Consider the following 22,173-nt stretch of genomic DNA (forward strand, 5'->3'; position numbering starts at 1 on the left):
CGCATGAGCCGCGTCTCCGAGGGCGTCTCCCCGCTCGAGCTCGCCGACTACCAGAAGGCGGTACGGCTCGTCCTGCGGCATCCGCTGGTCACGCCCGGGTATCCGGACAGGACGGCGCTGGCGACCGTGCGCCGCTGGGCCGGGCAGCTGCGCACCGATCTGATGGAGGTGCTCGGCTACCGGCTCGTCACCACCGCCGACACCGCCCGGCTGCAGCGCGCCCAGGACGGCCTGGACGCCACCCGCCCGGCCCTCACCCGCGCGGGACGCCCCTTCGACCGCCGCCGCTACGCCTATCTCGTCCTGACCCTCGCGGCCCTGGGCCGTCACGGCGCGCAGGTGGCGCTGGGCGAGCTGGCCGACGCGGTCGCCGCCGACGCCGTACGCATCGACGGACTCGGGCTCGACACCGCACGCAAACCTGACCGGGACGCCTTCGTCGACGCCGTCACCTGGCTCACCGAACGCGGCGCGCTCACCCTCGCCGACGGCTCCGCCACCGCCTGGGCCGGCGATCCCGAGCGCGCCGAGGCCCTGTACGACATCGACCGCGAGATCCTCCTCGCCGTCCACCATCCGACCCGCGTCCTGCAGCACCTGACCTCCGTGACCGCGCTGCTCGACTCCGCCGGCGCGCTGGGCATGTCCGCCGGCCGTGCCGCCCAGCGCCGCGACCAGGCCCGCCGCGCCCGCCGCCTGGTGCTGGAGAACCCGGTCGCGTACTACGCCGACGCCGACACCGAACTCCTGGGCCAGCTTCGCGCCCCCGCCCTCGCCGAGGACCTGGAGCGTCTGACCGGGCTGACGGTGGAGCGGCGGGCCGAGGGCGTGGCGCTCATCGACACCTCCGGCAGGCTGTCCGACATCCGCTTCCCCGGCGGCGGCACCGTTGCGCAAGCCGCGCTGCTGCTTGCCGCCCGGCTCAGCGCCGCCGTGCAGCGTTCTGGACGGCACGCCCTCGAACTGCTGCCCGCGCCCACTGCCGCCGAACGCCTCGCGGCCCGCGCCCGGCGTATCGACGGCGCTCTCCCGACGCGCTCGGTGATCGCCGAGTTCGCCGCGACCGACGAGGTGGGCGCGTACCAGACGTATCAGACGCATGCGACGTACGAGACTCACGACGAGGCGGGTCAGGAGCGGGAGGAGACCCGGCATCCCTTCGTCACGGACTCCTGGCTCCGGGGCAGGCTCAAGGAGGTCATCGGCGAGTACGGTGCGGGCTTCGCCGCCGATCTGCGCGGCGACCCGGACCGGCTGCTCGACCAGGCTCTCGACCTCCTGGCCGCCATGTCGTTGATCGCCCGTGTCGACGGTGGAGCCCTGGCGTTGCCCCTGCTCGCCCGCTACCGCGGGGTCACCGCCAGGGTGAAGACCCGTACACCAGCCCGACTTCTGGCCCAAACACCGGCCCAGACTTCCCTGTTCGCCGACGACACCGCCAAGGACCCGACTCCGTGAGGCCCCCCGCTCCCATCCCGGCTGCCCGCTATGTCCCCACCCGCGCCGGGATCATCAACCTGTGGGACTACCGGGACGAGGAGTTCTCCTTCGCCGGCGGCTGGCTGGTGCTGCGCGGCCCCAACGGATCCGGCAAGACCAAGGCCCTGGAAGTCCTCTTCCCGTTCGTCCTCGACGGCCGCATCGACCCCAAGCGGCTCAACCCGTTCGCCGCCGAGGACCGCACGATGAAGTCCAACCTGCTCTTCCGCGGGCAGGACAGTGCGCTTGGCTACGTCTGGATCGAGTTCACCCACCGGGAGACCGGCGAGGCTGTCACCTGCGGCATCGGGCTGCACGCCCAGCGGCACCGCGACACACCGGCTCGGTGGCACTTCGTCGTTGAAGGCCGCGTCGGCGAGGACTTCTCACTCCTCACCGCCGACGACCGGCCGATGACGAGGAAGCAACTCGCCGCCGAGCTCGGACGCGAGCTGATCGCCTCCACGGCCGACTACCGCGCCGCCGTCGACCAGCGCCTGTTCGGCCTCGGCCGGGAGCGGTACGAGCAACTGCTCACCCTGATCCTCACATTGCGCCGCCCGCAGCTCGCCAAGAACCTCGACCCGGCCAAGCTCTCCGACACCCTCACCGCGGGCCTGCGCCCGCTCGACGACGACCTGATCGCCGAGGCAGCCCGCTCCTTCGACGACATGGAGTCCGTGCAGCGGACCCTGGAGGGGCTGGCCGCCGCAGACGACGCCACCCGCGCCTTCCTCGCGAGCTACTCCACCTACCTGCGGGTCCACGCCCGCACCGCCGCGGACAGGCTCACCGCCCGCCGCGCCGAAACCGCCGAGCGTGCCGCCGCAGTGCGCACCGCCGCCGCGGACCTGGCGGCGGCCCGCGAACAGCAGGCCGCCGCCGAGACGCGCGCCGAGTCGGCTGACGCCTCGCTCGCCGCCCAGCGCGCCCGTCTCGACCAGCTGCGCTCCTCCGCCGCCTACCAGGCCATCGAGCAACTGGCCGACCTGGAACGCCTGGTGCGCACCTGCGAGCAGACCGCCCGGCAGGCGAGCGCCGAACGCGAACGCCGCACCGCCGCCACCGGCCGCGCCCGCGCCGAGGCCGAACGCGCCGCCCGGCTCGCCGCCGAACTCGACGCCGCCGTCTCCCGGGACGCCGCCACCGTCGCCGACCACGCCCACAGCGCCGGCATCCCCTGGACACCGGCGGACGCCGAGCCCGCCCGCCTCGCCGACCGTTCCGCTGCGCTGGCCGCCGCCCGCCACGAGGGCGTCCGGGCCGTGCGCGGTGCCCAGCAGGCGGCACGCGGTGCCGAGCAGACCCGTGACCTCGCCCGGGTCTCGCTCGACCGCGCGCAGGAGGCCGTCGCCGCGGCCGAAACCGCCGAAACGGCTGCCGAGTCGGCCCTCGAATCCGCCCGCGAACAGGCCCGTGCGGCGCTCGGTCAGTGGACGGGGGTACACGGCGCGCTCCTGGCCGAAGCGGGTGCCGACCGACTCGCCGAAGCCCTCGGACTCATCGGCGAGACCGAGGCGGTCGCGCTTGCCGACGTCTTCACCGAGGCCACCACTCCCGCCGTGCAGGAGCTGCGCGACACGCTCGCCTCCTTGCGCGCTCAGCGCACCGATGTCGAGCGTCGGCACGCCGAGACCAAGGCCGAACGCGACCGGATCGCCGCCGAACACGACGACGCCCCGCCCCCGGCCCGCGGCCGCACTGCCGAGCGGAGCGAGATGGGGGTCCCCCCGGCCGAAGGCTGGGGGAGGGCGCCCAGTGACGGCGTGCCGCTGTGGCGACTCGTCGACTTCGACGACGAACTGACGGACCATCAGCGCGCTGGCCTGGAAGCGGCCCTGGAGGCGTCGGGCCTCCTCGACGCCCTCGTCGCCCCAGAGGACACCCCTGTGGCGGCCGGGCACAGCGAGGGCTACCTCCGTGCGGGTGTGCCGGTAAGCGGACCGAGCCTCGCCGATCTCCTGAGGCCCGAAAACCCCGATAACCTCGTGGATCCCGAGAACCCCGGGGCCCCTGAGCGCGAAGCCGCGATCTCGGCCGAGCGGATCACCGCCGTACTGCGCTCCGTCGCCGTCACCGGCGACCTCGACACCGGGACCCCCCAGATCAGTCCAGACGGCCGGTACGCGGCCGGTGTCCTGGTCGGTGCCCACACCAAGGAGCACGCCGAGTACGTCGGCGCCACCGCCCGCGCGCGCCGGCGCGCCGCCCGGATCGCCGCCTGCGAGACGCTGCTGGCCGAACTGGCCGCCCAGCTCGATGAGTTGGCGCGCGCACAGGCCCGTACGGACGCCGCCCTGGAGGCGTACGCCGCCGCCCGCGCCGCCCTGCCCCGCACCACCGGCATCACGCAGGCCCTGCGCGAACTCGACAAGGCCGCGGCGAGGCTGCGCGCCACCCGCGACGCCGCCGACGCCTCCCAGGCCTCGTACGACGAGTCGGTGGCCGCCTGCTCGGTCGCCGAGCGCGCCCTGCGCCGCACCGCGGCCGAGCACGCCATCGAGATCGAACGCCTCGACGCCGTCGAGACCGCCACCCGCTCTTTTGAGACGGCGGTACGCGAACTCACCGCCCGCCGCCGCGAACACGCCCGCCAGACAGAGGCCGCCCAGGCAGCCGCTGACCGGCTCACCGCCGCCGCCGAGGACGAGGAGGCGGCGCTGGACACCGAGCGCGCGGCGCGCCGCCGGCACACCGAGGAGGCCGCGGGACTTCAGGCCCTCCAGGAGGCCGTCGGGGCCGAGGCACAGGAGGTGATGCGCCAGGTGCAGGAGGCCGAGGACGGGATCGACGCCCTGGCCCGGGAGGCCGAGGCGGCTCGCACGGCCCAGCACACCGCGATCGCGGGCACCGCCGCGGCCGAGGCCCGCCGTACGGCCGCGGCCGAGGCCGGGTCGGTCGCCGCGGCGGAGGAGAAGGACACCGCCCGCGGCCTGCGCCCGTACGCCGCCCGTGAACTCCTCGACATCCTGCGCTGTCCGCCCGGTCTCGCATGGCCCGCACAGGAGGCCGACTGGGCCGGCGAAGCACTCCCGCCGGCCGTGATCGCCGTACACGAGGCGATCCTCTCCGCGACCCGCGACCTCACCCCCACCGAGACCAGCCTCAAGCAGTCCGTCACCCGTCTCACCAAGGCCCTGGACGACCTGCAGGCGCAACTCGCCGCCGCCGGACAGGACTACCGGCCCGAATGGGACGGCTCCGACGGGGTCATCCTCGTCCGCGTGGCCGACGAGGAGGGCCCGCTGCCCGTCGCCGCCTTCGCCCAGAAGATCGCTTCACACCGCCGGGACCAGGCCGAACTGCTCTCCGAGTCCGAGCAGCGCATCCTGGAGGACGCCCTGCTCACCCGGCTCGCCCAGCAGATCCACGACCGCACCGTCGACGCCCGTGACCTGATCAGGCGGATGAACACCGACATGCGCAGGCGCACGATGTCATCGGGGACGACGGTCGGCGTGAGCTGGCTGCTCGCCGACCATCTCGACGACGAGCAGCGCGCCGTCTGCGCCCTCCTCGACGCCGACGCCGCCCGCCTCGGCCCCGACGGTCTCGCCCGGGTGCGCACCCACTTCGCCGCGCAGATCAAGACCGCCCGCGCCCGCCACCGCGACCAGCCCTACCGCGAACTGCTCGCCGAGGTCCTCGACTACCGGCGCTGGCGGCAGTTCGCGTTCCAACTGGTACGGCCCGGCGAGTCCGGCAAGACGGAGGAGCGGCTCACCCGCGCCCGGCACAGCCGGCTGTCGGGCGGTGAGCAGTCCGTGTCGCTGCACCTGCCGCTGTTCGCCGCCGCGCACGCCATGCTCAACTCCGCCGACCCGCACGCCCCGCGCCTGCTGGCCCTCGACGAGGCCTTCGCGGGCGTGGACGACACCGGGCGCGGCGAACTCATGTCGCTGGCCGCCCAGTTCGATCTCGACCTGTTCATGACCGGCTACGACCTGTGGGCCGCCCACGCCTCCGTGTCCGCCGCCGCCCACTACGACCTCGCGCACACCGCCGTCGACCACACCGTCTCCGCACTGCTGCTCGTCTGGGACGGCGCCCGGCTCCTCGCCGACGACACCGGCGATCTCACGGCCGCCCTCGGCTCGCCCGGCACCCGGCGCGTCCCGACGCCCGAGGAGGCCGCGGTTGTCAGCTGAGCGGCGTGAGTACCGTGAGCACGACGAGTTGCAGGGCGAGGGATGGAGCCGGTTGCTTGCCGCCGCCCGCCGCAGGCTCGAGCGCACCAGCGGCGCGCTCGACGGTGACATCGGCCTCGCGGGGCCCAGCGAGGCCGAACGCCGCACCGTCATCGGCATCACCGGCCGCTACCGGCCCGAGACCGTCAAGCGCCTCGCCGTACCCCTGCGCGAGCTGGACGGGTATCTGCACGACCGCTACGGCACCGGTCTGCTGACGACCCTCGGCCGGCTCCACGGCCCGCTGCGTGACCGGCCGGCCGAACGGGCCGACGAGGAAGCGCGCCGCGAACAGGCCCTGAAGTCCGCCCACTCCAGCCGACTCGCCGCGCAGGAATGGTTCGCGGCCTGGCTGGAGCGGATCGCCGCCGACGGCACCCTCACCCGTCTCGTACGCCGCGGGGACGCACCCCTCCTCGACGCGGCGGTACGCGTCCTGGAAAGGCTCCCCGGTGACCGGGACCGCTTCCCCGGTGACCAGGACCGGCCCCCCGCGCACCCGGCCGACGTCCTGCCGCTTCCGGTCCTCGCCGAGTGGGCCACCGGCGACACCAAGGCCCTCGTTCCCGGCAGCCCACTCGAACAGCTCGTCCTGCGCGCCCTCGCCCAGCGCACCGGTGGCGACATCCCGCGCGTGCGGGCCGGGCGGCGCGCCCTGTGGGAGAGCGCCGGAGCCATCGCCGACGACCTCGCCAGCCAGGTACTCGTCCTCAACATCGGGGCCGAGGGCGACACCGTGGTCTGCGACTGGCTGCGCGATGCCGCCGACTTCGGCATCCCCTTCCGGCTCACGCTCCACCAGCTCGCCACCGACCCCGTCGTTCCCGCCGCCCGCACCATCTTCGTCTGCGAGAACCCGGCCGTACTGCGTGCCGCGGCCGGAGAACTCCAGGACACGAGCGCGGCCCTCGTCTGCACCGAGGGCGTCCCGTCCGCCGCCTGCCACAAACTGCTCGGCGACGCCGTACGCGCGGGAGCCCGGCTGCACTGGCGCGCCGACTTCGACTGGGCCGGCCTGCGCATCACCGCGGACGCCGTGGCCCGCCACGGCGCCCGCCCCTGGCGGATGACCGCCGCCGACTACACGGCGGCACTCAGCAAGGGCGAGTCCACACCGCTCGCGGGACCGCCCGCGGCCAGCCCCTGGGACCCCGAACTGGCCCGTGCCATGGCGGAGTCGGGCAGCACGGTCATGGAGGAACGCCTCCTGCCCGCACTCCTGTCCGACCTCACCCGCACCTGACCCGGCGAGTCCGGTGGGTCGGCTCGATCTGTCCACCGGGGAGGGTCGGCCGGTGTTCACCGACGAGTGGGGACCTGGCGCCGAGGACGATGTCGAGGACGAGGAAGCGGACGTTCCCGGCCAATGGCTGTACGCGCCGGCGCAGGGGTGACAACTGCTAAAAAAGGGCGACACTTCGACCCTACGTGTGTCGTAGTATCGAAGAATGTTGTTCGCCACGCCGTCTCTTACCTCGGACGACCACCGCGTCATCGATGAGATCGAGGCGCTCCGTACCGAGTTCCGCCACCAGCTTGCCCACCCTCGCCGCTGGGAGGGACAGCTCCGTCGGTCGCTCACCGCGGCCGCCGTTCGGGGATCAACCCATATCGAGGGCTACACGATCAGCGCCGAGGATGCCGAGACGCTGATCGCCGGCGGGGACATCTCCCCGGACACCGACGAGGCCACCCGTAACGCTGTCACCGGCTACCGCGACGCCCTCACCTACATCCAGCACGCCTCGGGCTTTCAGATCTTCTCCTGGGACCACACACTGCTCTCGGCCCTGCACTTCATGATGACCAGGGCCGCTGACAAGAAGGTGCGCCCGGGCGAGTACCGCACCAACGGGGTCTGGGTCTCCGGCGGCCCGAACCGTCCGCCGGTCTACTCCGCCCCGGACCCCGAGCAGGTGCCGGAGTTGATGGACGAGCTCATTCACTGGCTTGCCGAAGGGGACCTGGACGTCCCGGCCCTCGTGCGGGCCTCCATGGCCCATCTCAACCTCGTCTCCATCCATCCCTGGAGCGACGGCAACGGCCGTATGTCCCGCGCCGTCCACACCCTCGTCCTGGCGCGCGAGGGCATCCTCGCCCCCGAGTTCTCCAGCATCGAGGAATGGCTCGGCGCGGACGAATACAACACCCGCGAGTACTACGGCGCCCTGCGCGATGTCCGTACTTCCTGGCAGCCGGAACGTGATGCCGGCTCCTGGATCAGGTTCTGCCTCACCGCCCACCACCTCCAGGCCCAGGAAGTGCAGCGCCGTTTCGAAGCGGCGGCCCGGCTCTGGTTCCGCCTGGAGCGCCTTGCCGAGCAGCACCGGCTCGACGAACGCACCGTCTCCGCCCTGTACGCCGCCACCCAGGGGCACCTGCGGCGCACCACCTACCAGGCCGAGGAAGCCCTCACCCGGGACCAGGCCCTCGTCGATCTCCGTACCCTGCGCCGCCTGGACCTGGTCGAGTCCGTCGGTCACGCCCGCACTCAGCGGTACACCGGCGGTCCTGTTCTCCGGAAGATCCGCACCGAGGTGCATGCGGAGGTCCACGCTGATCTTTACCGCGAGCCTTACCGTCAGCCGTGAGGGGCGGACGCGATCAGACGCGACGCGTTGGTGACGGATGACGCTCTCCACCTGCCGAGTTCAACGAGCGTGGTCCAGAGGTGGCCAAGGGGCGGCCGGACGCCTTCGGAGGGTGCAGCCCGCCTGCCGGCCTCCCCGCACGACAAGCGCCACGACCGCCGGTGGAAGCGCTGCGAAGAAGCAGTGCCCGCCACCGGGTGCAGATCGACGAAGTTCAACTGGTCAACTGCGTCGCCTGTAGCCACAACGCGCACGCCGACACAGTGGCAGTCACCAACGTTCGACGGGCCGGGCTGGTCTGTCGCGACGCCAACCCGGCATAGCGAGAAGCCCCCGGCTTCAGCCGGGGGAGGAGTCAGTACGCCCAGCACGGGCGGCAGCTTAAGAGTGAAAGTCCCGAAGAGGAGAGGTGAGACTAACTCGATAGCCGAGGGCAAGGGCGTCGCCGCGAGGCGGGGTCCGGAGGAAGCCGGAGGCAAAACCGGGCACTGAGGTACACGAACCGTATTTAGGCGGGGCGGACTGGGTAAGTCGGCTGACTGCGACGAAGCCCGTTCTCACCAAGAAGGCCGCAACGTAGATACGGCAGGCGTCCGGGGAAAGTTGCCGTTCTTATCTGGGGAGATCTGTCCGGGTGTCACATGTAACCGTGTGATGGCGGAGATTGTGACGGGCCGGTCTCGAAAGAGACTGGGCTTACCGGACAGAAGTCAGCAGAGGTCGTAGTACCGAGTCGGGTAGGCAGTAGGCCGACAAGGACTCGGGAGGGACTGCACCTCCCCCCCGGCGTACGCGCAGCGCCTGTTCGACTGGCCGCGCGCTTACCCGTCGTCCGGCCGGCCCTCGGTGCGAGCTAACACGCGGCCTGTCCGCTGATCGTGAGCAGGTAGAACTTCCGGCGGCCTTCCTGGCACGCACCCCCGTCATTCGCGGGGCCCTGCTCACAGACCTGGCCACCACCGTGCTGTCCACAATGTCAACGCTGCGCCCCAGGTGGCGGATCCGCCAAGCATGGCCAGGCCGGGGCGGGGGAACCGTGTGAAGGTTCCGGAGAAGAGCGACGCTGCAACGCCGCCGACGGCGATGGCTGTGAGGAACAGTCCGAGAGTGCGGGGGTTGCCGCCGAACCGTTCGGCGTTGATCAAAGGGAACAGGCTGATGGGCACGAGAGTTGGAGCCGGTGACTGCGCGCCTCGGAGCAGGGCTCATGGGCTGGCTGCGGCTTTCGGCTTCTCGCCCAACCCATGGGCCGGTTTGGCCTTCCTCGTCGTGGGCGACGACGCGCGCACCAGGAAGGTGACGCTCACCGACAAGGCCCGCGGCGTCGTGGATCGTCTGGCGGTCGGACGTCACCCTCAACGACATTGATTACCTTCTCCAATGGTGTGGACGTGCCTCTGCGTCACCACGTTGTCGTACTGAGCCTGCCCGGCGTGCTGCCGCTCGAGCTAGGCATCGCGGCGCAGATCTTCTCGATGGACCCGAACTACGAGCTGACGGTTGCGACGTATGAGCAGGTCGTGCCCGTGGCCCGCTCAGGGTTCTCCGTCACCGGTGCAGCCGGCCTTGATGCGCTCGAAAAAGCAGACACTGTCATCGTCCCGGGATACGACGACGTTGACGCCGACGTCCCGAGCGCGGCCCTGACCGCTCTCCGTGCAGCGCACGGCCGCGGCGCACGAATCGTGTCCATCTGCTCCGGAGCGTTCGCCTTGGCGGCGGCAGGTCTTCTCGACGGAAGGCCAGCCACGACCCATTGGCAGGTGTCTGACCAGCTTCAAAGGCGCTACCCAAGCATCGAGGTCCAACCGAACCGCATGTTCGTCGACGACGGCGACATCCTCACCTCGGCAGGCGTGACCGCCGGAATCGACCTGTGTCTCCACCTCATCCGGATTGACCACGGAGCCGCCGCCTCGAACTCAAGGGCGCGATTCCTGGTGGCGCCGCCCCAACGACCCGGCGGCCAGGCGCAATACATTGACCAGCTCCGCAGCCGGCCGAGCAGCCAGGAACTCGCCACCGTCCGGGACTGGATGCTCGACAACATGGCAGCGACGATTACCGTCGACGATCTCGCCGCACGTGCCCACATGGCTCGGCGCACCTTGGTCCGCCGCTTTCGCGACGAGACCGGGACCTCACCCATGGCCTGGCTGACCGACGCACGCATCGACCGCGCGCGCGAACTACTGGAAGCCACCACAGAGCCCATCGAGCGGATCGGGCGACTGACCGGACTCGGGAATCCGGCGTCTGTGCGCGCAGCCTTCCATAGACGTGTCGGGACCTCGCCCCAGGAGTACCGCGCTCTGTTCCGGCAGGAGGCGCGAGCGGACGCGACCTCACCCCGTCGCCCACCTGACCTCTTGAACCTGACCGGAACGGCTTGACAAACAGCATTAGGAATCAGTGAGACAGGACAGCTGGACCCCGCGCGGTAGCAAGGCACCGGGATGGGGGAGTATCTGCTCAGCCGCCGTCTGCCTGTGAGGGCAGGTCTGTGCAGCCGTCGGCCCTCCCGTGGAGAGGCCGGGAGGGACGGCGCGGCCCGCCCAGGTGGCAGCACACGGACGGGGCCAGCAGGGGCTCCGCCTGGGGGCGAGAGGATCACCGCGGTCACAGCATGGCACTGGATTCGGCCAGGCGACAGGGTTGTGACCGGAATCCGCCGCATGACGGGTACGGGTACGTACCCGTATCCTCGGAGGGTGGGAAGGAGCACGCCAATGCCCGATGCCAACGTCCGTATCCCCGAGGAAGCCAAGGACCGGCTGGCCGCCATAGCGGCCGCGGAGGGGCTGTCGCTGCGCGCGTATCTTGCCCGTCTCGCTGAGACGCTGCTGACCCCGGTAGAGCGGGCCGACCGGGCCGCGAAGGCCCTGGCCGCGTTGACGGAGTGGAACGGCTACGCCCCGACCGCCGCTGAGGAGCGGGACCTGGACAGTGAGCTGGACCGACGCCTCGGCAGGGTGAGCGGCCAGTGAGCGACGCCATGCACATCGTCCTGGACGACACCGCGATGGCCGCGGCCGGCCAGGGCAACGTCCTCGCCTCCCGCTTGATCCACCGCGCCCACGCCGAACCGGGCTGGTTCCTGTACGCCCCGGCCTGTGCGTTAGTGGAAGCCGACCGTGCCCGGCCCGGCACGGCCGAGCATCTGGCCTCCCTTCCCGGCATCACCGTCCTGGACCTGGACCTGGCCGCCGCCCTGGCTCTCGCGCGGCAGGAGACGTGGGCCGCGGCGCACAGCCAGTACGCGGCGCAGCCCACCCCGGACCGCCCCGACGGCGCGGTCATCGCCACCACCGCCCCGCACCGGTGGGCCGGCGAACCGGTCCGGGTACTGGACCTCACCCCCTGATCACAGCAGCAGACGCCTGCGGTACCGCTGGCCCCTGCGGTACCGCAGTGTTCTGACCGGTGGCGTCCCGCCCGGCGCGTCTGTGGCGGCCGGTGTCACCCGCTGGGCTTGCCTTCCCTCCTTCGCATCTTCCAGACCGGCGTCGGCGTCTACGGTCGGCGAACGCGTACGGACTTGGGCACACGTAGGGGAGTGGGATGAGGAGTTGGGAGAGGGCGCTGTCGGTGCTGGAGGCGCTGTATGAGCGAGGGCAGGCGGCCGGGCACGGCTGGACGCTGGACACGGAGCTCCTCCCGTTGCACCAGCAGCAGGTGAACGTCCTCGAGAATCAGGGCCTGGTGGAGCTGGCCTGCCGGGAGGACCGCGCGGAGCTTTCGGCTCTGGAGGGGCGGCCCGTGCGGTGGGCGGCCCGGCTGACCCCGTACGGCCACGACACTCTTGCCTACGGCCAGTCCCGCCCCCGGGCTGAGCCCTCTCCCGGCAATGCGGGCCTGAACCGGCAGCTGGTGGAGCTGATCCCGTCGCAGATGGCGGCGCTGCGCGTGTTTGTGGGCCTCACCGGCCAGCTCCGGGTGGCCCCTGCTGATGGGCTGGCGGAGCAGGTCAGGGCGGCCTCGTGCGATCACGGGATCAAGCGGTGGCGGCTGTATCTGACGGAGGAGCAGATGGAGTCGGTGGCGTACGGGTTGTGGCTGCACCGGATGACGGGCTCCGCCGCGGAGGCCAACCGCTTCGGCCGCGAGTACGGCGTCGTGCACAGTCCGGGCCGGGCCTCGGACGAGGGACCTCCAGCCGCCGACGGCAGGCCGTCGGCGACCGGAGCAGCTGCGCGGGGTGGTGCGGGGGTCAGCGGGCGAGGGTGACGGTGATGGGCTGGTCGGGGCAGCTGCTGAGGGCCTCGGTGAGTGCGGCATGTTCAGTGGAGTCGATGGTCAGGCCCCACCTGGTCTTGTCGGCGATCCAGTCGGTGGCGTACTGGCAGCGGTAGCCCTGGGCGGGCGGCTGCCAGGTGCTGGGGTCCTGGTCGCTCTTGCTGCGGTTGCTGGCGGCCGAGACCGCGATGAGGGCGCGGTCGTCGCCCAGGTCGTTGGCGTACGCCTCACGTTCCTTGGCGGTCCAGGCGGAGGCGCCGCTGTCCCAGGCCTCGGCGAGGGGGACGAGGTGGTCGATGTCGAGGGCGCGCGCGTCGGTGAAGTACTTGTCGTCGTAGGGGCTCCACCACTCTCCGCCGGTCAGCGCGCAGTTCGGGCCCTGCTGCGGGGCGACGACGGCCTCGGCCTTGAGGACCTCCTGCCGGGTATTGCACGAGTCCTTGTCGGCGTCGATCCAGTGGCGGAACTTGCTGCGTTCGTAGCCGGCCCGGTTCTCGTCCTGGACGGAGAGCGCCCGGAGGGCGTCAAGGACAGGCAGGGCCACGGTGTCGCCGGGGGCCGCGGCCCGGGCGGGTGCGGCGGCGTGAGCGGTGGTGGGGGCGAGCAGAGCGGCGAGCGCGGACAGCGCGGCGGCAGCCGTACGGGCGGCGGGAGTGAAGCGCACGACGGATTTCCTCTCGAAGATCACGGGCGGTTTGTGATCTTCGTAGTGGGCTGGCGTCCCGCTCGTCCGGTGTTCGGCCGTCGGCTCACCCGCGCGGGCGGTAAGTCACACAGTCCGCCCTGCCGTGGGCGCAGACGTCCCGGCGGTGCAGGCGGTGCACGCGCAGTCCGGCAACGGCGGCAACGGCTGTGCTGTCAGGGCGCTTTGGGCTCCTGCGGACTATCGGGTAGAGAACCTTCACTCTCCGGTGCGGGATCCCGAGACAGTGGTGACCGCATTCCAGCAGGTCAGTGAATTAGTCAGTGCCCCGTACGTGTCGACTGGGTCGCCGGCAAGATCCGCTACCGAGTCCGTCGACCCCACGGAGGCGGCCGCGCTCGCCGGGAACCTCACCCACTGCCGCGATGTTCCGATCACCGTCGCCCTTGCCCGTTGAAAGAAGCCCGGCCTGTCACCAGGCGCGCAGAAAGTCACTAGAAACGACTAATGGGGCTGTGGGTGTGATCTTGTGCGGGTGTTCTGCGAAGCCATGGAACAAGATCCATGATCTTGCTTGCCATGACATCCCTGCCTCTGATGGAGGACGTGTTCCATGCCTTCCCCGTGCTGGACAAGACGTGCCGCCTTGATCGCCGCGAGCATGCTGACAGGGCTGCTCGCCAGTAGTGGTGTCACCCATGCGGCTCCCGGCCCGGAGGTCTTCAGCTGGGGCGCCAACAACAACGGCCAGCTGGGCAACGGCACCACCGCCGACCGGTGGGCTCCGGGCCCTGTCACCTCGCTCGCCCGGGGGGACACCGCTCAGATCGCCGCCGGAGGGACCGGGGACGATGACGCGTTCGCCATCGCCCGGCTGGAGGACGGCACCGTACGAGCTTGGGGGCACAACTCCCTGGGTCAGCTGGGCGAGGGCTCCCGCGCCGATCAGGCCGTCCCGAACACGGTCGTCGGGCTGGACGGCGTCACCGATGTAGCGGCCGGCGGCGGGCACGCACTGGCTGTCCGGCAGGGTCAGGTCCTGGCCTGGGGCGACAACAACTTCGGGCAGCTCGGCAACGGCCGCGCCGGCGACGACGCCACGATCCCCGTCCGCGTACAGGGAATCGTCAGTGCGAAACAGGTCGCCGCCGGCTGCGACTTCAGCCTCGCCCTGCTCCAGGACGGCTCGGTGTGGGCGTGGGGCCGGGGCAGCCAGGGCCAGCGCGGCCAGGGCGACGGCGATCTCGCCACCAATTCCGTGCCGCAGCCGCTCACCGGGCTGACGGAGGACGTCGCTCAGATCGCCGCAGGCTGCCACCACGCCCTGGCCCGCACGGTGTCCGGAAAGGTCTACGCCTGGGGCGACAACATTTACGGCCAGCTCGGCAACGGCGCCACCGTCAACAGCGGCACCCCTGTACAGGTGCGGCAGCTGACCGGTGTGCGCACGGTCGTCGCGGGCGCGGACCACAACTTCGCGATCCTCAACGACAACACCGTGTTCGGCTGGGGTGCCAACGGTTCCGGGCAGCTGCTGGAGGACGACGCCACCAGTGTCCCCAACGCCACCCGGACCAACCACAATTCACCGGTTCCTATCGACGCCCTCACCGGGGTCCAGGAGCTGGCCGCCGGCGGTGACCACGACCTGGCCCTCTTCGATCACCGGGTGGACGCCTGGGGCGACAACGGTCACGGCCAGCTCGGCAACGGCACCAATGTCCCCCGGTACCGTCCGGTGACCTCTGTGCGCGGCAGCTTCGAGCACGTCGCCGTTTCGCTCGACGGTGACAGCAGCTACGCCTACTGACGGGTTTTCGGCTCCGGGCCACCCACCCGTACTGGCGTGCCTGTGCCCGCATCTGCGGATCACCCGGCAGCGCCAGCAGACCTCCGTCTGTGTCAGCAGATCCCGCCTGCACCAGCAGATTGGCAGTTCTCCATGCTCAAAACACCCCGCACCTCCTTCGCCGCGCTCGTTGCCGTCGGCGTCACCGCCCTCGGCGTGGCCCCGGCCGCCTCGGTCGGCCCCGGCACTTCCGACCCCTGGGTCTACGGCTGGGGAAACAACGTCAGCGGTCAGCTGGGCAACGGCTCCACCAGCAACGCGAATACCCCGGGCCAAGTCATCGGAGTGGCCCGGCAGGACGTCAAATCGGTCAGGACCGGCGGCTGGACGACCAACGACACCTCCTACACCGTGGCCCTGCTCAAGAACGGGACCCTGAAGTCCTGGGGCAACAACACGTACGGCCAGCTCGGCAACGGCAGCACCACCGCGCAGAGGGTGCCCGGGGCAGTCGTCGGCCTGACCGGTGTACGGGCCATGGACGCCGGCTGCTATCACGGCGTTGCGCTGCGCAACGGGCGCGTGTGGACATGGGGCAGGAACAACGACGGGCAACTCGGCAACGGTGTCCCGTTCCCGGCCGCGGGGGAGCTGAGCTCCGCGACCACTCCGGTGGAAGTCCAGAGCCTCGACGACGTCAAGGCGGTCGCGGCGGGTTGCACGTTCACGATGGCTCTGCGCGAGGACGGCACCGTGTGGACCTGGGGCACCAACGCCCACGGCCAGCTCGGCAACGGCACCAACACCAGAGCGAACACCCCCCAACAGGTGCAGGGGCTGAGCGATGTCGAGGCCATCGACGCGGGCGGCTGGCACGCGCTGGCCGTGACCAAGGATCACAAGGTGATGAGCTGGGGCAACAACGCGGAAGGAGAGCTCGGCGTCGACAACACCACCAACAGCAACAAGCCGGTCGAGGTGAAGCACCTCGCGTCTGTCGCCCGGATCTTCGCCGGCCCCTACAACACCTTCGCGCTCCTGGCCGACGGCACGGTCAAGGCATGGGGCTACAACAACAAGGGCCAGCTCGGCGACACCACGACCACCAACCGCACCACGCCGCACCCCGTGCCCGCCCTCACCGGGGTGCGGGAGATCAGCCCCGGCCACCAGCACACCCTGGCGGTCCTGGAGGACCAGTCGGTGATCGCTTGGGGCGGCAACGACCAGGGGCAGCTCGGCAACGGCACCATCACGGACAGTCCTGTGCCCGTCACGGTCCTGCCGGCCGGCAGCGGTGTCGTTCACGTCGCGGGCGGCCAGTTCACTTCCGTCAGCTTCGCCTACTGAACCGGCCGGGTCCCCGATACCTCTGAGCCCACCGAGAGGACACCCGATACCTCGTGCGAACCAACCGCCACCACAGCACCACCCTGTTGCTGATCGCCGCCCTGGCTGCCGGGCCCGTCCCCCTCGTCGTCGCCACGACCGCGCACGCGGCGGCTGACTGCCCCCAGAACGACACCCAGTGCGACGAGAACGAGAAGGACCAGAAGGAGACCGCCAAGGAGCGCCAGGACGTGAACGACAACATCAAGGACGCCAGGAAGGACATCGCCAAAGCTCAAAACCAGGTCGACGCATGCAAGCCGGAATCGGCCGACTGCATGAAGAAGCTGGCCGGTGACGGCGCACAGGAGAAGGAGGGCATCGAGCACACCAGCCAGGAACTGGCCGGCTTCCGGGGCGCGCCGACCGACAACGCCTCCACCGCCGTCGCCGGTGCCTGCGACACCTACGCCGCCGACCTGCCCGTCTCGGGCACCGACGCCCAGGACTTCACCGCCCTGTGCGAGGTGATGGCCCGGTGAGCACATCCCCCGTGCGCACGTTCCTGGCCGCAGGCTCCGCCTGCCTCGCCGTTCTGCTGCCCGCCACCACCGCGTCCGCGGCCAGTGGCGGCTCCGCCCCCGGCCCTGCCCGGCCGGCTATCCCGACCGCACGCGCCTACGCGAAAGACGGCCGCCCGATGAAGTCCATGCGGCCGGTCCTGAAGTACTGCCGCACCAAGCGCGGCGCCTGCCAGTTCACCCTCGACAAGAAACACCTTCCCCTGCAGTTCTTCAGCACGGTGAAGTCCGTCGGAAACGCCGTCATCAACTGCACCAAGTCCGACATCACCGTGGACCGGCGGGTCGACCTCCAGACCGGAAGCCAGGACAACATCGGCGGTGAGATCACCGGCAGTATCGCCCTCGAAGGACAGATCAACGTCAGCGGCGAAATCTCCGCCGGAGTCAGCGGCGAGGGCGGCATCACCTTCAAGACACCCAACATGAAGGAAGGCCCCATGTCCGAAACGACCGCCAAGGGCGGCGCCCAGGGCAGCGGCAAGGTCGGCGCGTCACTCTCCGCCAAGGCCGCCTTCCAGATGGCGTTCAAGGCCCAGTACCAGCACTCCTGGACCACCACGCAGACCGAGTCCACGACCTACCACATGACGGTCAAGCCCGGCGACGCCCTGGTGTTCGGGGCAAGCGCGGCCATGCAACGAATGGCAGGCACCCTGACCACCAACCAGGGCCAGGCCGTGCGCAACGTCATCGTGGAGAGCCCCTCCACCGTGAACAGCTCGTCGTTCATCGCGAACACCTTCACCGCGCCGGGCGACACCTGCGACCGGCTGCGCCCCTCCGGCAACACGGCCGCGACCCCCTGACGACTCTGCTGGACAGACACGGGAAAGACACGGGATACCACCATGAAGCACCGCACCCCGGGCATTCTCCTGACGGCGCTCACCGTACTGGGCACACTGTCCGCCGCAGTCCACGACTCCACCGCCCTCCCCTCTCGGGCCGCCACGGCTTCCGGAACACGGGACGCCGCAGGAACCTCCGCCCCAGCACCCGCTCCGGTGGCCGTCATCAACGGCAACTTCAGCGAGCCCGCATTCACCGCCGACACCGACACCAGCCAGGTCAGGGGCTGGACCATCCGCTATCCCTACCGCTTCAGCGGCACCCTCTCGGGCCACCCCGACAGGGCCCCGGCCATTCTCCTGCGCAACCGCACCACCGACGACCACACCGTCAGCCAGCGGCTGCGCGGCGTACGAGCGGGCGCCGATGTCACCGTCACCTTCGACGACAGCTTCGGAGGAGCATCCAGCAACTGCCCCACTGAACAGCTCACCCAGGGCCAGCCCTTCACCGTGCAGGGGGAAGGCGGCACGCGCCAGGAGTTCCGCACCGACCCCAAAGACCGGGGCTGGCATCTCGGCCGTACGTACACCTTCCGGGCCTCAGTCCACGAGCCCCTGCTCACCTTCGCCTCGACCCGCTCCACAGGCAGCTGGAACTGTGGCCCGCTGATCGCACGCGTCCGAGCCACGGACCTACCGCCGCCGGTGGACAAGTCCGTCCTCAAAGAACGGCTACCCGAGCCCGTCGCCTACATCGGCAACGATGCGGCATCCCCGAAGACGGTCGCCGACCAGTGCGCGACCGGAGCGCAGGCGTGCGTGTTCCGGCCCGATACGGAGTACTCCTACCGCTACTACGATCTCGCCCGCACCGTCGGCGAGACCTACATCAACTGCACCCGCAACACCGTCCAGCAAGACCGGCCAGTCGCCTACGGCGACCAGACCTTGGACAGCCTCAGCCAGCGCGCGAGCATCGACCGGCTCACCAACCCCCAGGACAACCTGCGCCAGCAGCTCACCCGCGGCACCGCCTGGCGCTGGTCGTCCACCTCGGAACGCAAGATCACCGAAACCGTCGAACCCGGCGAGGCGTCCTGGATCGAGGCCCAGGCCGCGCGCCAGCGCACCGAAGGCTGGTTCGTCAGCACCACAGACGACCCCGACAGGCAGTACCGCCTGCACGTCACCCTCGACGGCCCCTCCCTGTCCCTCCCGGACCGCATTTACCAGCGCACGGGTCCGATGACCACAGCGGAGAAGCAGCGCTGCCGGGCCGACCGCCCAAGCGACACGACACCCAACGGGGCAGACACTCCCGCAGGATCCAACAACCGCGGCACATGACGTCCCCGCCCTGGAAGCACACCTCCTGAAGCGCTTCGGCGGCGACCTCCCGCAGACCCTGGCCGCTCGCGCCGCGCTCCTGGGACAGAGCTGCTGGGCTCCCGCGCGCAGGGGCGCAGCCGGTCTCCCCGGATCCCGTCACGCGGCGCGGTCTACGGCCTCACTGGAGGTCAGCCGATGCCGGTGACCTGGAGCGCGGTGGTCCAGTTGTTCTTGATGGCGCTGCGGGCGGCGGACAGGGTGATGGTGCCGTTGCAGACGGCGTTCTTCAGTTTCGTCTCGGTGCCGTCTTTGGTGTAGGCGGTCTTCGTGCCGTAGTGCGGCTCGGGCCACAGGTTGCCGGGGTCGCGGGGCGCACCGCCGAGTTCCAGCGGCACGAGGTGGTCCTCTTCGTAGTCCGACATGTTGGTGTCGGAGTACCCGTAGTCGATGATGCCCTGTGCCTTGAGGGGGTTGGTGTAGGACGTGGGGGGCCGGACGGTGTCGGTCCAGCCGGACACGCAGATGGTGCTGTGGATGTTCGACTGGGTGACGTTGGGGTTGTACGAGCCGGGCGTGCAGGACGAGTCGGGCAGCGGCAGGTAGGACTGGGAACAGGTGGAGGCGTGCGCGGTGCCGCTCACCGCGATGATGAGGCCGGCGGCGGCCATGCCGAGGGCGGTGGTGGTGGCGGTGACGCGGCGCAGAGGTCGCATGTGGGGGTCTCCCGAATTTGGCCCGGAGGCGAGGTTCCGGGCGGCTGACGGAATGACAGCACCCGCCGGATCTATGCGGGTAGACGCAGGCGGTGAACATCTGGTGACCTGCACCTTCTCCATACCAGGGCATGGGTGAGCCTTGCCCAAAGCCGCAGTTTCGCTTGGGACTTGAGCCGAAGAACGTGACCGTGGCGAAGGACTCAAAAGCCCTTGGGCTCCTCGCCGGCAGCGCCCCGACGGCCCGCGCCGGTGACCAGCGCGTGAAAGCCCCGGCTGGACGGGGGAGACCAGCCGGGGCCGTGGGTGGTGGCGTGCGGAGGGGTGTCGCCTCGCGGCGAAAGGCTCCATGGGGCTTCAGCCGGACGATCGTCCCCATGGGCTATAGGTGAGGCCCGGGGACACTGCTCCCTCCACAGCCACATAATGATGAACGGTCAACCACCTCTGGTTGTTCCGTCGTTGGCATCATGCATCGCGTGAAGTGGGGCACGCCCGACGATTTTCGCGACACGCGAGAAGGCGCTGGCCACCAACGTCTGACTCGCACCGCTGCGCCGTCCTTGTCCCGGTCAGCGCGGAGTCGGTCTCGTCTGGGCCCTGATGGGGTGCACGCCTTCACCGAGGTCTGCGTCGGATCCGACGCAGCTGAGGCAGTCATTGAGTCGGCCTGGCGTATGGGGCAGGTCCGACAGGGCCCGGATAGGGGCCATTCCGCCTCGGTGCACCGCAGTTGCAACCCGCGCTCTTGCTACCTAGATCACCGCTCGCGAGGATGTGTGACCTTGCGGTCCGAGCGAGTGGGGGCATGGTGGCCTGGCTACGACGTGTTTTATTCAGGCGAGAACTGGGGTGGGCGCTGTTCGGAGCGTCGATCGTGGCCCTGTTCCTTGCTACACCATTCATATTGAGGGAGGCGGCACCCTCTGGGATGAACTGGCAGAAGCTGAGCAACATCAGCCAGACCTACGGAGGATTGGCTGTGCCGTTCTCCGCCGCGGCCCTCCTCGGCGCCGTGGTGTCGATCGCGCACCAGGCAAAGCAGACCCGGATCATGCACGAAGAAGCAATGCGGTCCGCGCACCGCGAGCTCATCCTTCGCGCCATTGACGATCAAGCCCTGATGCAGTGCTGGGATCCGCCGAACGGCACGGCCACTTTCGAAGACACGAGGCAGGCGGTGTTCTGCAACCTGATCTTTACTAAGTGGCTCACGGACTTTCGACTGGGTCGGATGACGTACGAGGCATCGCGGGTCACGCTTGAGGTGCACTTTCGCGGTGAGGTGGCGCGTCGGCACTGGCGCGAGAACCGGGAGCACTGGCGCAGATTCGCAGTAGCTGACGGTGATCGCCGGGTCGTGCGTTTCATGTCGCTCACGGACGAGGTGTATGAAGAAGCGCTGGCGTCAGGTCCTCCTGTCGCAGCATCTGCGTATTTCTCGCCGCCCAACCTGTGACTTCTAGGGCCTGTGTGGAGTTGTGATCAATGCTGTGATCCGAGGTGCCGGATCCAGAGGAGGCCGGCGCATAATTCGAGTCCGGCCTGGTAGCTTTCAGGTTTTTTGTCGTAGCGGACAGCGAGGCCGCGCCAGTCCTTGATCTTGTTGATGGTGCGTTCGACGCTGTTGCGGAGCTTGTACAACTGCTTGTCCCAGGCGACAGGCCGTCCGCCGCGTGAGCCGCGGTTCTTGCGGTGGGCGGCCTGATCCTTCTTTTCGGGGATGACTGCTTTGATCCCACGTTTGCGCAGGTGTGAACGGTTCTGGCGGGACGAGTACGCCTTATCGCCCGCGACTGCGTCGGGCCGGGTGCGGGGCCGGCCGACCGGGCCGGGGACGCGGATCATGTTCAGGACGGGGATGAACTGCGGACTGTCTCCCGCCTGCCCTGCGGTGATCTTGAGCGAGAGGGGCAGACATTGCGGCACACAGGACAGGTGCGTCTTCGTGGTCAGTCCGCCGCGGGAACGCCCCAGGCCAGCGGCGGCGAGCCGGGCCCTGCGGCGACGCCTCACGCGTCGTCGTTCTTCCCGCTCCGGGTCCGATTGCCCGTCTTGTTCCTCGCCGGCGCCCCTTTTTCCGCGGCGGCCTTCTCCAACGCCTCCAGGGTCTCGGGCTCCACGATCATCCCCGCGGCATCATGATGGGCCCGGGCTGTGGTCGAGTCCACGCTGACCAGCGACAAGTCCACCAGGCCCCGCTTCGCCGCCTCGGCGATCGCACCCTGGAACACCGCGGTGAACACCCCAGCATCCCGCCACTGCCGAAACCGGCCGTAAACGGTGGACCAGTGCCCGAATCGTTCGGGCAACTCCCGCCATTTCGCCCCGTTCCTGAACCGCCACACGACGCCCTCGAAGTGCGCCCGCAGGTTCTCCGGGTACGGCCCGTACTCACCGACCGGCAGGAACGGGGAGATGAACTCCCACTCAGCATCAGAAAGTTGAGGTCGAGACACCCCACCGTTCTACCCCAAGGACCCCGACCCTCCCAGGCCGGAG

Annotated in this window: 16 protein-coding genes and 2 pseudogenes; 14 read left to right on the plus strand and 4 right to left on the minus strand. The window is 70.0% G+C overall.

Annotated features, from left to right (window positions below; all coding sequences use genetic code 11):
- Positions 1-3: 3 nt before the first annotated feature.
- The 4 genes from FNV62_RS53040 (at position 4) to FNV62_RS53055 (ending at position 8,257) form a co-directional block, all read left to right on the plus strand.
- A complete protein-coding gene (locus FNV62_RS53040; protein WP_143604962.1) occupies positions 4-1,458 on the plus strand; it encodes a TIGR02678 family protein in 1,455 nt (484 codons plus the stop codon).
- Positions 1,455-5,627 (plus strand): TIGR02680 family protein, encoded by a 4,173-nt coding sequence (locus FNV62_RS53045; RefSeq protein ID WP_205522500.1) that lies wholly within the window; start codon positions 1,455-1,457, stop codon positions 5,625-5,627. The genes FNV62_RS53040 and FNV62_RS53045 overlap by 4 nt, the downstream gene beginning before the upstream one ends.
- Positions 5,617-6,909 carry a TIGR02679 family protein gene (locus FNV62_RS53050; RefSeq protein ID WP_143604963.1) on the plus strand — a complete coding sequence of 431 codons (1,293 nt, stop codon included), beginning with the start codon at positions 5,617-5,619 and terminating at the stop codon, positions 6,907-6,909. The genes FNV62_RS53045 and FNV62_RS53050 overlap by 11 nt, the downstream gene beginning before the upstream one ends.
- 205 nt (positions 6,910-7,114) lie before the next feature.
- Positions 7,115-8,257 carry a Fic family protein gene (locus tag FNV62_RS53055; protein ID WP_143604964.1) on the plus strand — a complete coding sequence of 381 codons (1,143 nt, stop codon included), beginning with the start codon at positions 7,115-7,117 and terminating at the stop codon, positions 8,255-8,257.
- Between the two features lie 944 nt (positions 8,258-9,201).
- Here FNV62_RS53055 and FNV62_RS56735 read toward each other — a convergent pair.
- Positions 9,202-9,423: pseudogene (locus tag FNV62_RS56735) on the minus strand (MFS transporter); the annotation flags it as partial.
- 198 nt (positions 9,424-9,621) lie between these two features.
- On the opposite strand from FNV62_RS56735, the gene FNV62_RS53060 reads away from it, so the two are divergent.
- From FNV62_RS53060 to FNV62_RS53075, 4 genes are all read left to right on the plus strand, one after another.
- Positions 9,622-10,650, plus strand: coding sequence for a GlxA family transcriptional regulator (locus FNV62_RS53060; RefSeq protein WP_225900751.1), 1,029 nt, complete (start codon positions 9,622-9,624; stop codon positions 10,648-10,650).
- A gap of 336 nt (positions 10,651-10,986) precedes the next feature.
- The gene (locus FNV62_RS53065; protein ID WP_143604966.1) at positions 10,987-11,244 is read left to right on the plus strand and encodes a hypothetical protein; all 258 of its coding nucleotides are present in this window, start codon (positions 10,987-10,989) and stop codon (positions 11,242-11,244) included.
- Positions 11,245-11,252: 8 nt separating this feature from the next.
- Complete coding sequence (locus tag FNV62_RS53070; RefSeq protein WP_143605870.1) at positions 11,253-11,621, plus strand: hypothetical protein; 369 nt, start codon at positions 11,253-11,255, stop codon at positions 11,619-11,621.
- 197 nt (positions 11,622-11,818) lie between these two features.
- On the plus strand, positions 11,819-12,484 hold the full coding sequence (locus FNV62_RS53075; protein ID WP_219934045.1) for a DUF6417 family protein: 666 nt from the start codon (positions 11,819-11,821) through the stop codon (positions 12,482-12,484).
- Here the strand turns inward: FNV62_RS53075 and FNV62_RS53080 are convergent.
- Entirely contained in the window at positions 12,468-13,157 is a 690-nt protein-coding gene (locus FNV62_RS53080) for an HNH endonuclease family protein (RefSeq protein ID WP_143604967.1), read from the minus strand. The two genes, FNV62_RS53075 and FNV62_RS53080, sit on opposite strands and share 17 nt — an antisense overlap.
- 592 nt (positions 13,158-13,749) lie before the next feature.
- On the opposite strand from FNV62_RS53080, the gene FNV62_RS53085 reads away from it, so the two are divergent.
- The 5 genes from FNV62_RS53085 to FNV62_RS53105 all read left to right on the plus strand — a co-directional run bounded on the left by FNV62_RS53085 (position 13,750) and on the right by FNV62_RS53105 (position 18,976).
- Positions 13,750-14,946: an RCC1 domain-containing protein gene (locus FNV62_RS53085; RefSeq protein WP_143604968.1), complete on the plus strand. Its 1,197-nt coding sequence runs from the start codon at positions 13,750-13,752 to the stop codon at positions 14,944-14,946.
- Between the two features lie 132 nt (positions 14,947-15,078).
- Entirely contained in the window at positions 15,079-16,275 is a 1,197-nt protein-coding gene (locus FNV62_RS53090; RefSeq protein ID WP_143604969.1) for an RCC1 domain-containing protein, read from the plus strand.
- A gap of 53 nt (positions 16,276-16,328) precedes the next feature.
- The gene (locus FNV62_RS53095) at positions 16,329-16,796 is read left to right on the plus strand and encodes a hypothetical protein (RefSeq protein ID WP_143604970.1); all 468 of its coding nucleotides are present in this window, start codon (positions 16,329-16,331) and stop codon (positions 16,794-16,796) included.
- Positions 16,793-17,644, plus strand: coding sequence for a hypothetical protein (locus tag FNV62_RS53100; RefSeq protein WP_143604971.1), 852 nt, complete (start codon positions 16,793-16,795; stop codon positions 17,642-17,644). Before FNV62_RS53095 ends, FNV62_RS53100 begins: the two co-directional genes overlap by 4 nt.
- A gap of 42 nt (positions 17,645-17,686) precedes the next feature.
- Positions 17,687-18,976, plus strand: coding sequence for a hypothetical protein (locus tag FNV62_RS53105; protein WP_143604972.1), 1,290 nt, complete (start codon positions 17,687-17,689; stop codon positions 18,974-18,976).
- A gap of 170 nt (positions 18,977-19,146) precedes the next feature.
- Here FNV62_RS53105 and FNV62_RS53110 read toward each other — a convergent pair whose 3' ends face one another.
- On the minus strand, positions 19,147-19,671 hold the full coding sequence (locus FNV62_RS53110; protein ID WP_143604973.1) for a hypothetical protein: 525 nt from the start codon (positions 19,669-19,671) through the stop codon (positions 19,147-19,149).
- A gap of 931 nt (positions 19,672-20,602) precedes the next feature.
- Here FNV62_RS53110 and FNV62_RS53115 point away from each other — a divergent pair.
- On the plus strand, positions 20,603-21,130 hold the full coding sequence (locus FNV62_RS53115; protein ID WP_143604974.1) for a DUF6082 family protein: 528 nt from the start codon (positions 20,603-20,605) through the stop codon (positions 21,128-21,130).
- 26 nt (positions 21,131-21,156) lie between these two features.
- Here FNV62_RS53115 and FNV62_RS53120 read toward each other — a convergent pair.
- Positions 21,157-22,130, minus strand: a pseudogene (locus FNV62_RS53120) (IS5 family transposase).
- Positions 22,131-22,173: the final 43 nt, after the last annotated feature.

Source organism: Streptomyces sp. RLB3-17 (assembly GCF_007113425.2).
Classification (GTDB): domain Bacteria; phylum Actinomycetota; class Actinomycetes; order Streptomycetales; family Streptomycetaceae; genus Streptomyces; species Streptomyces mirabilis_D.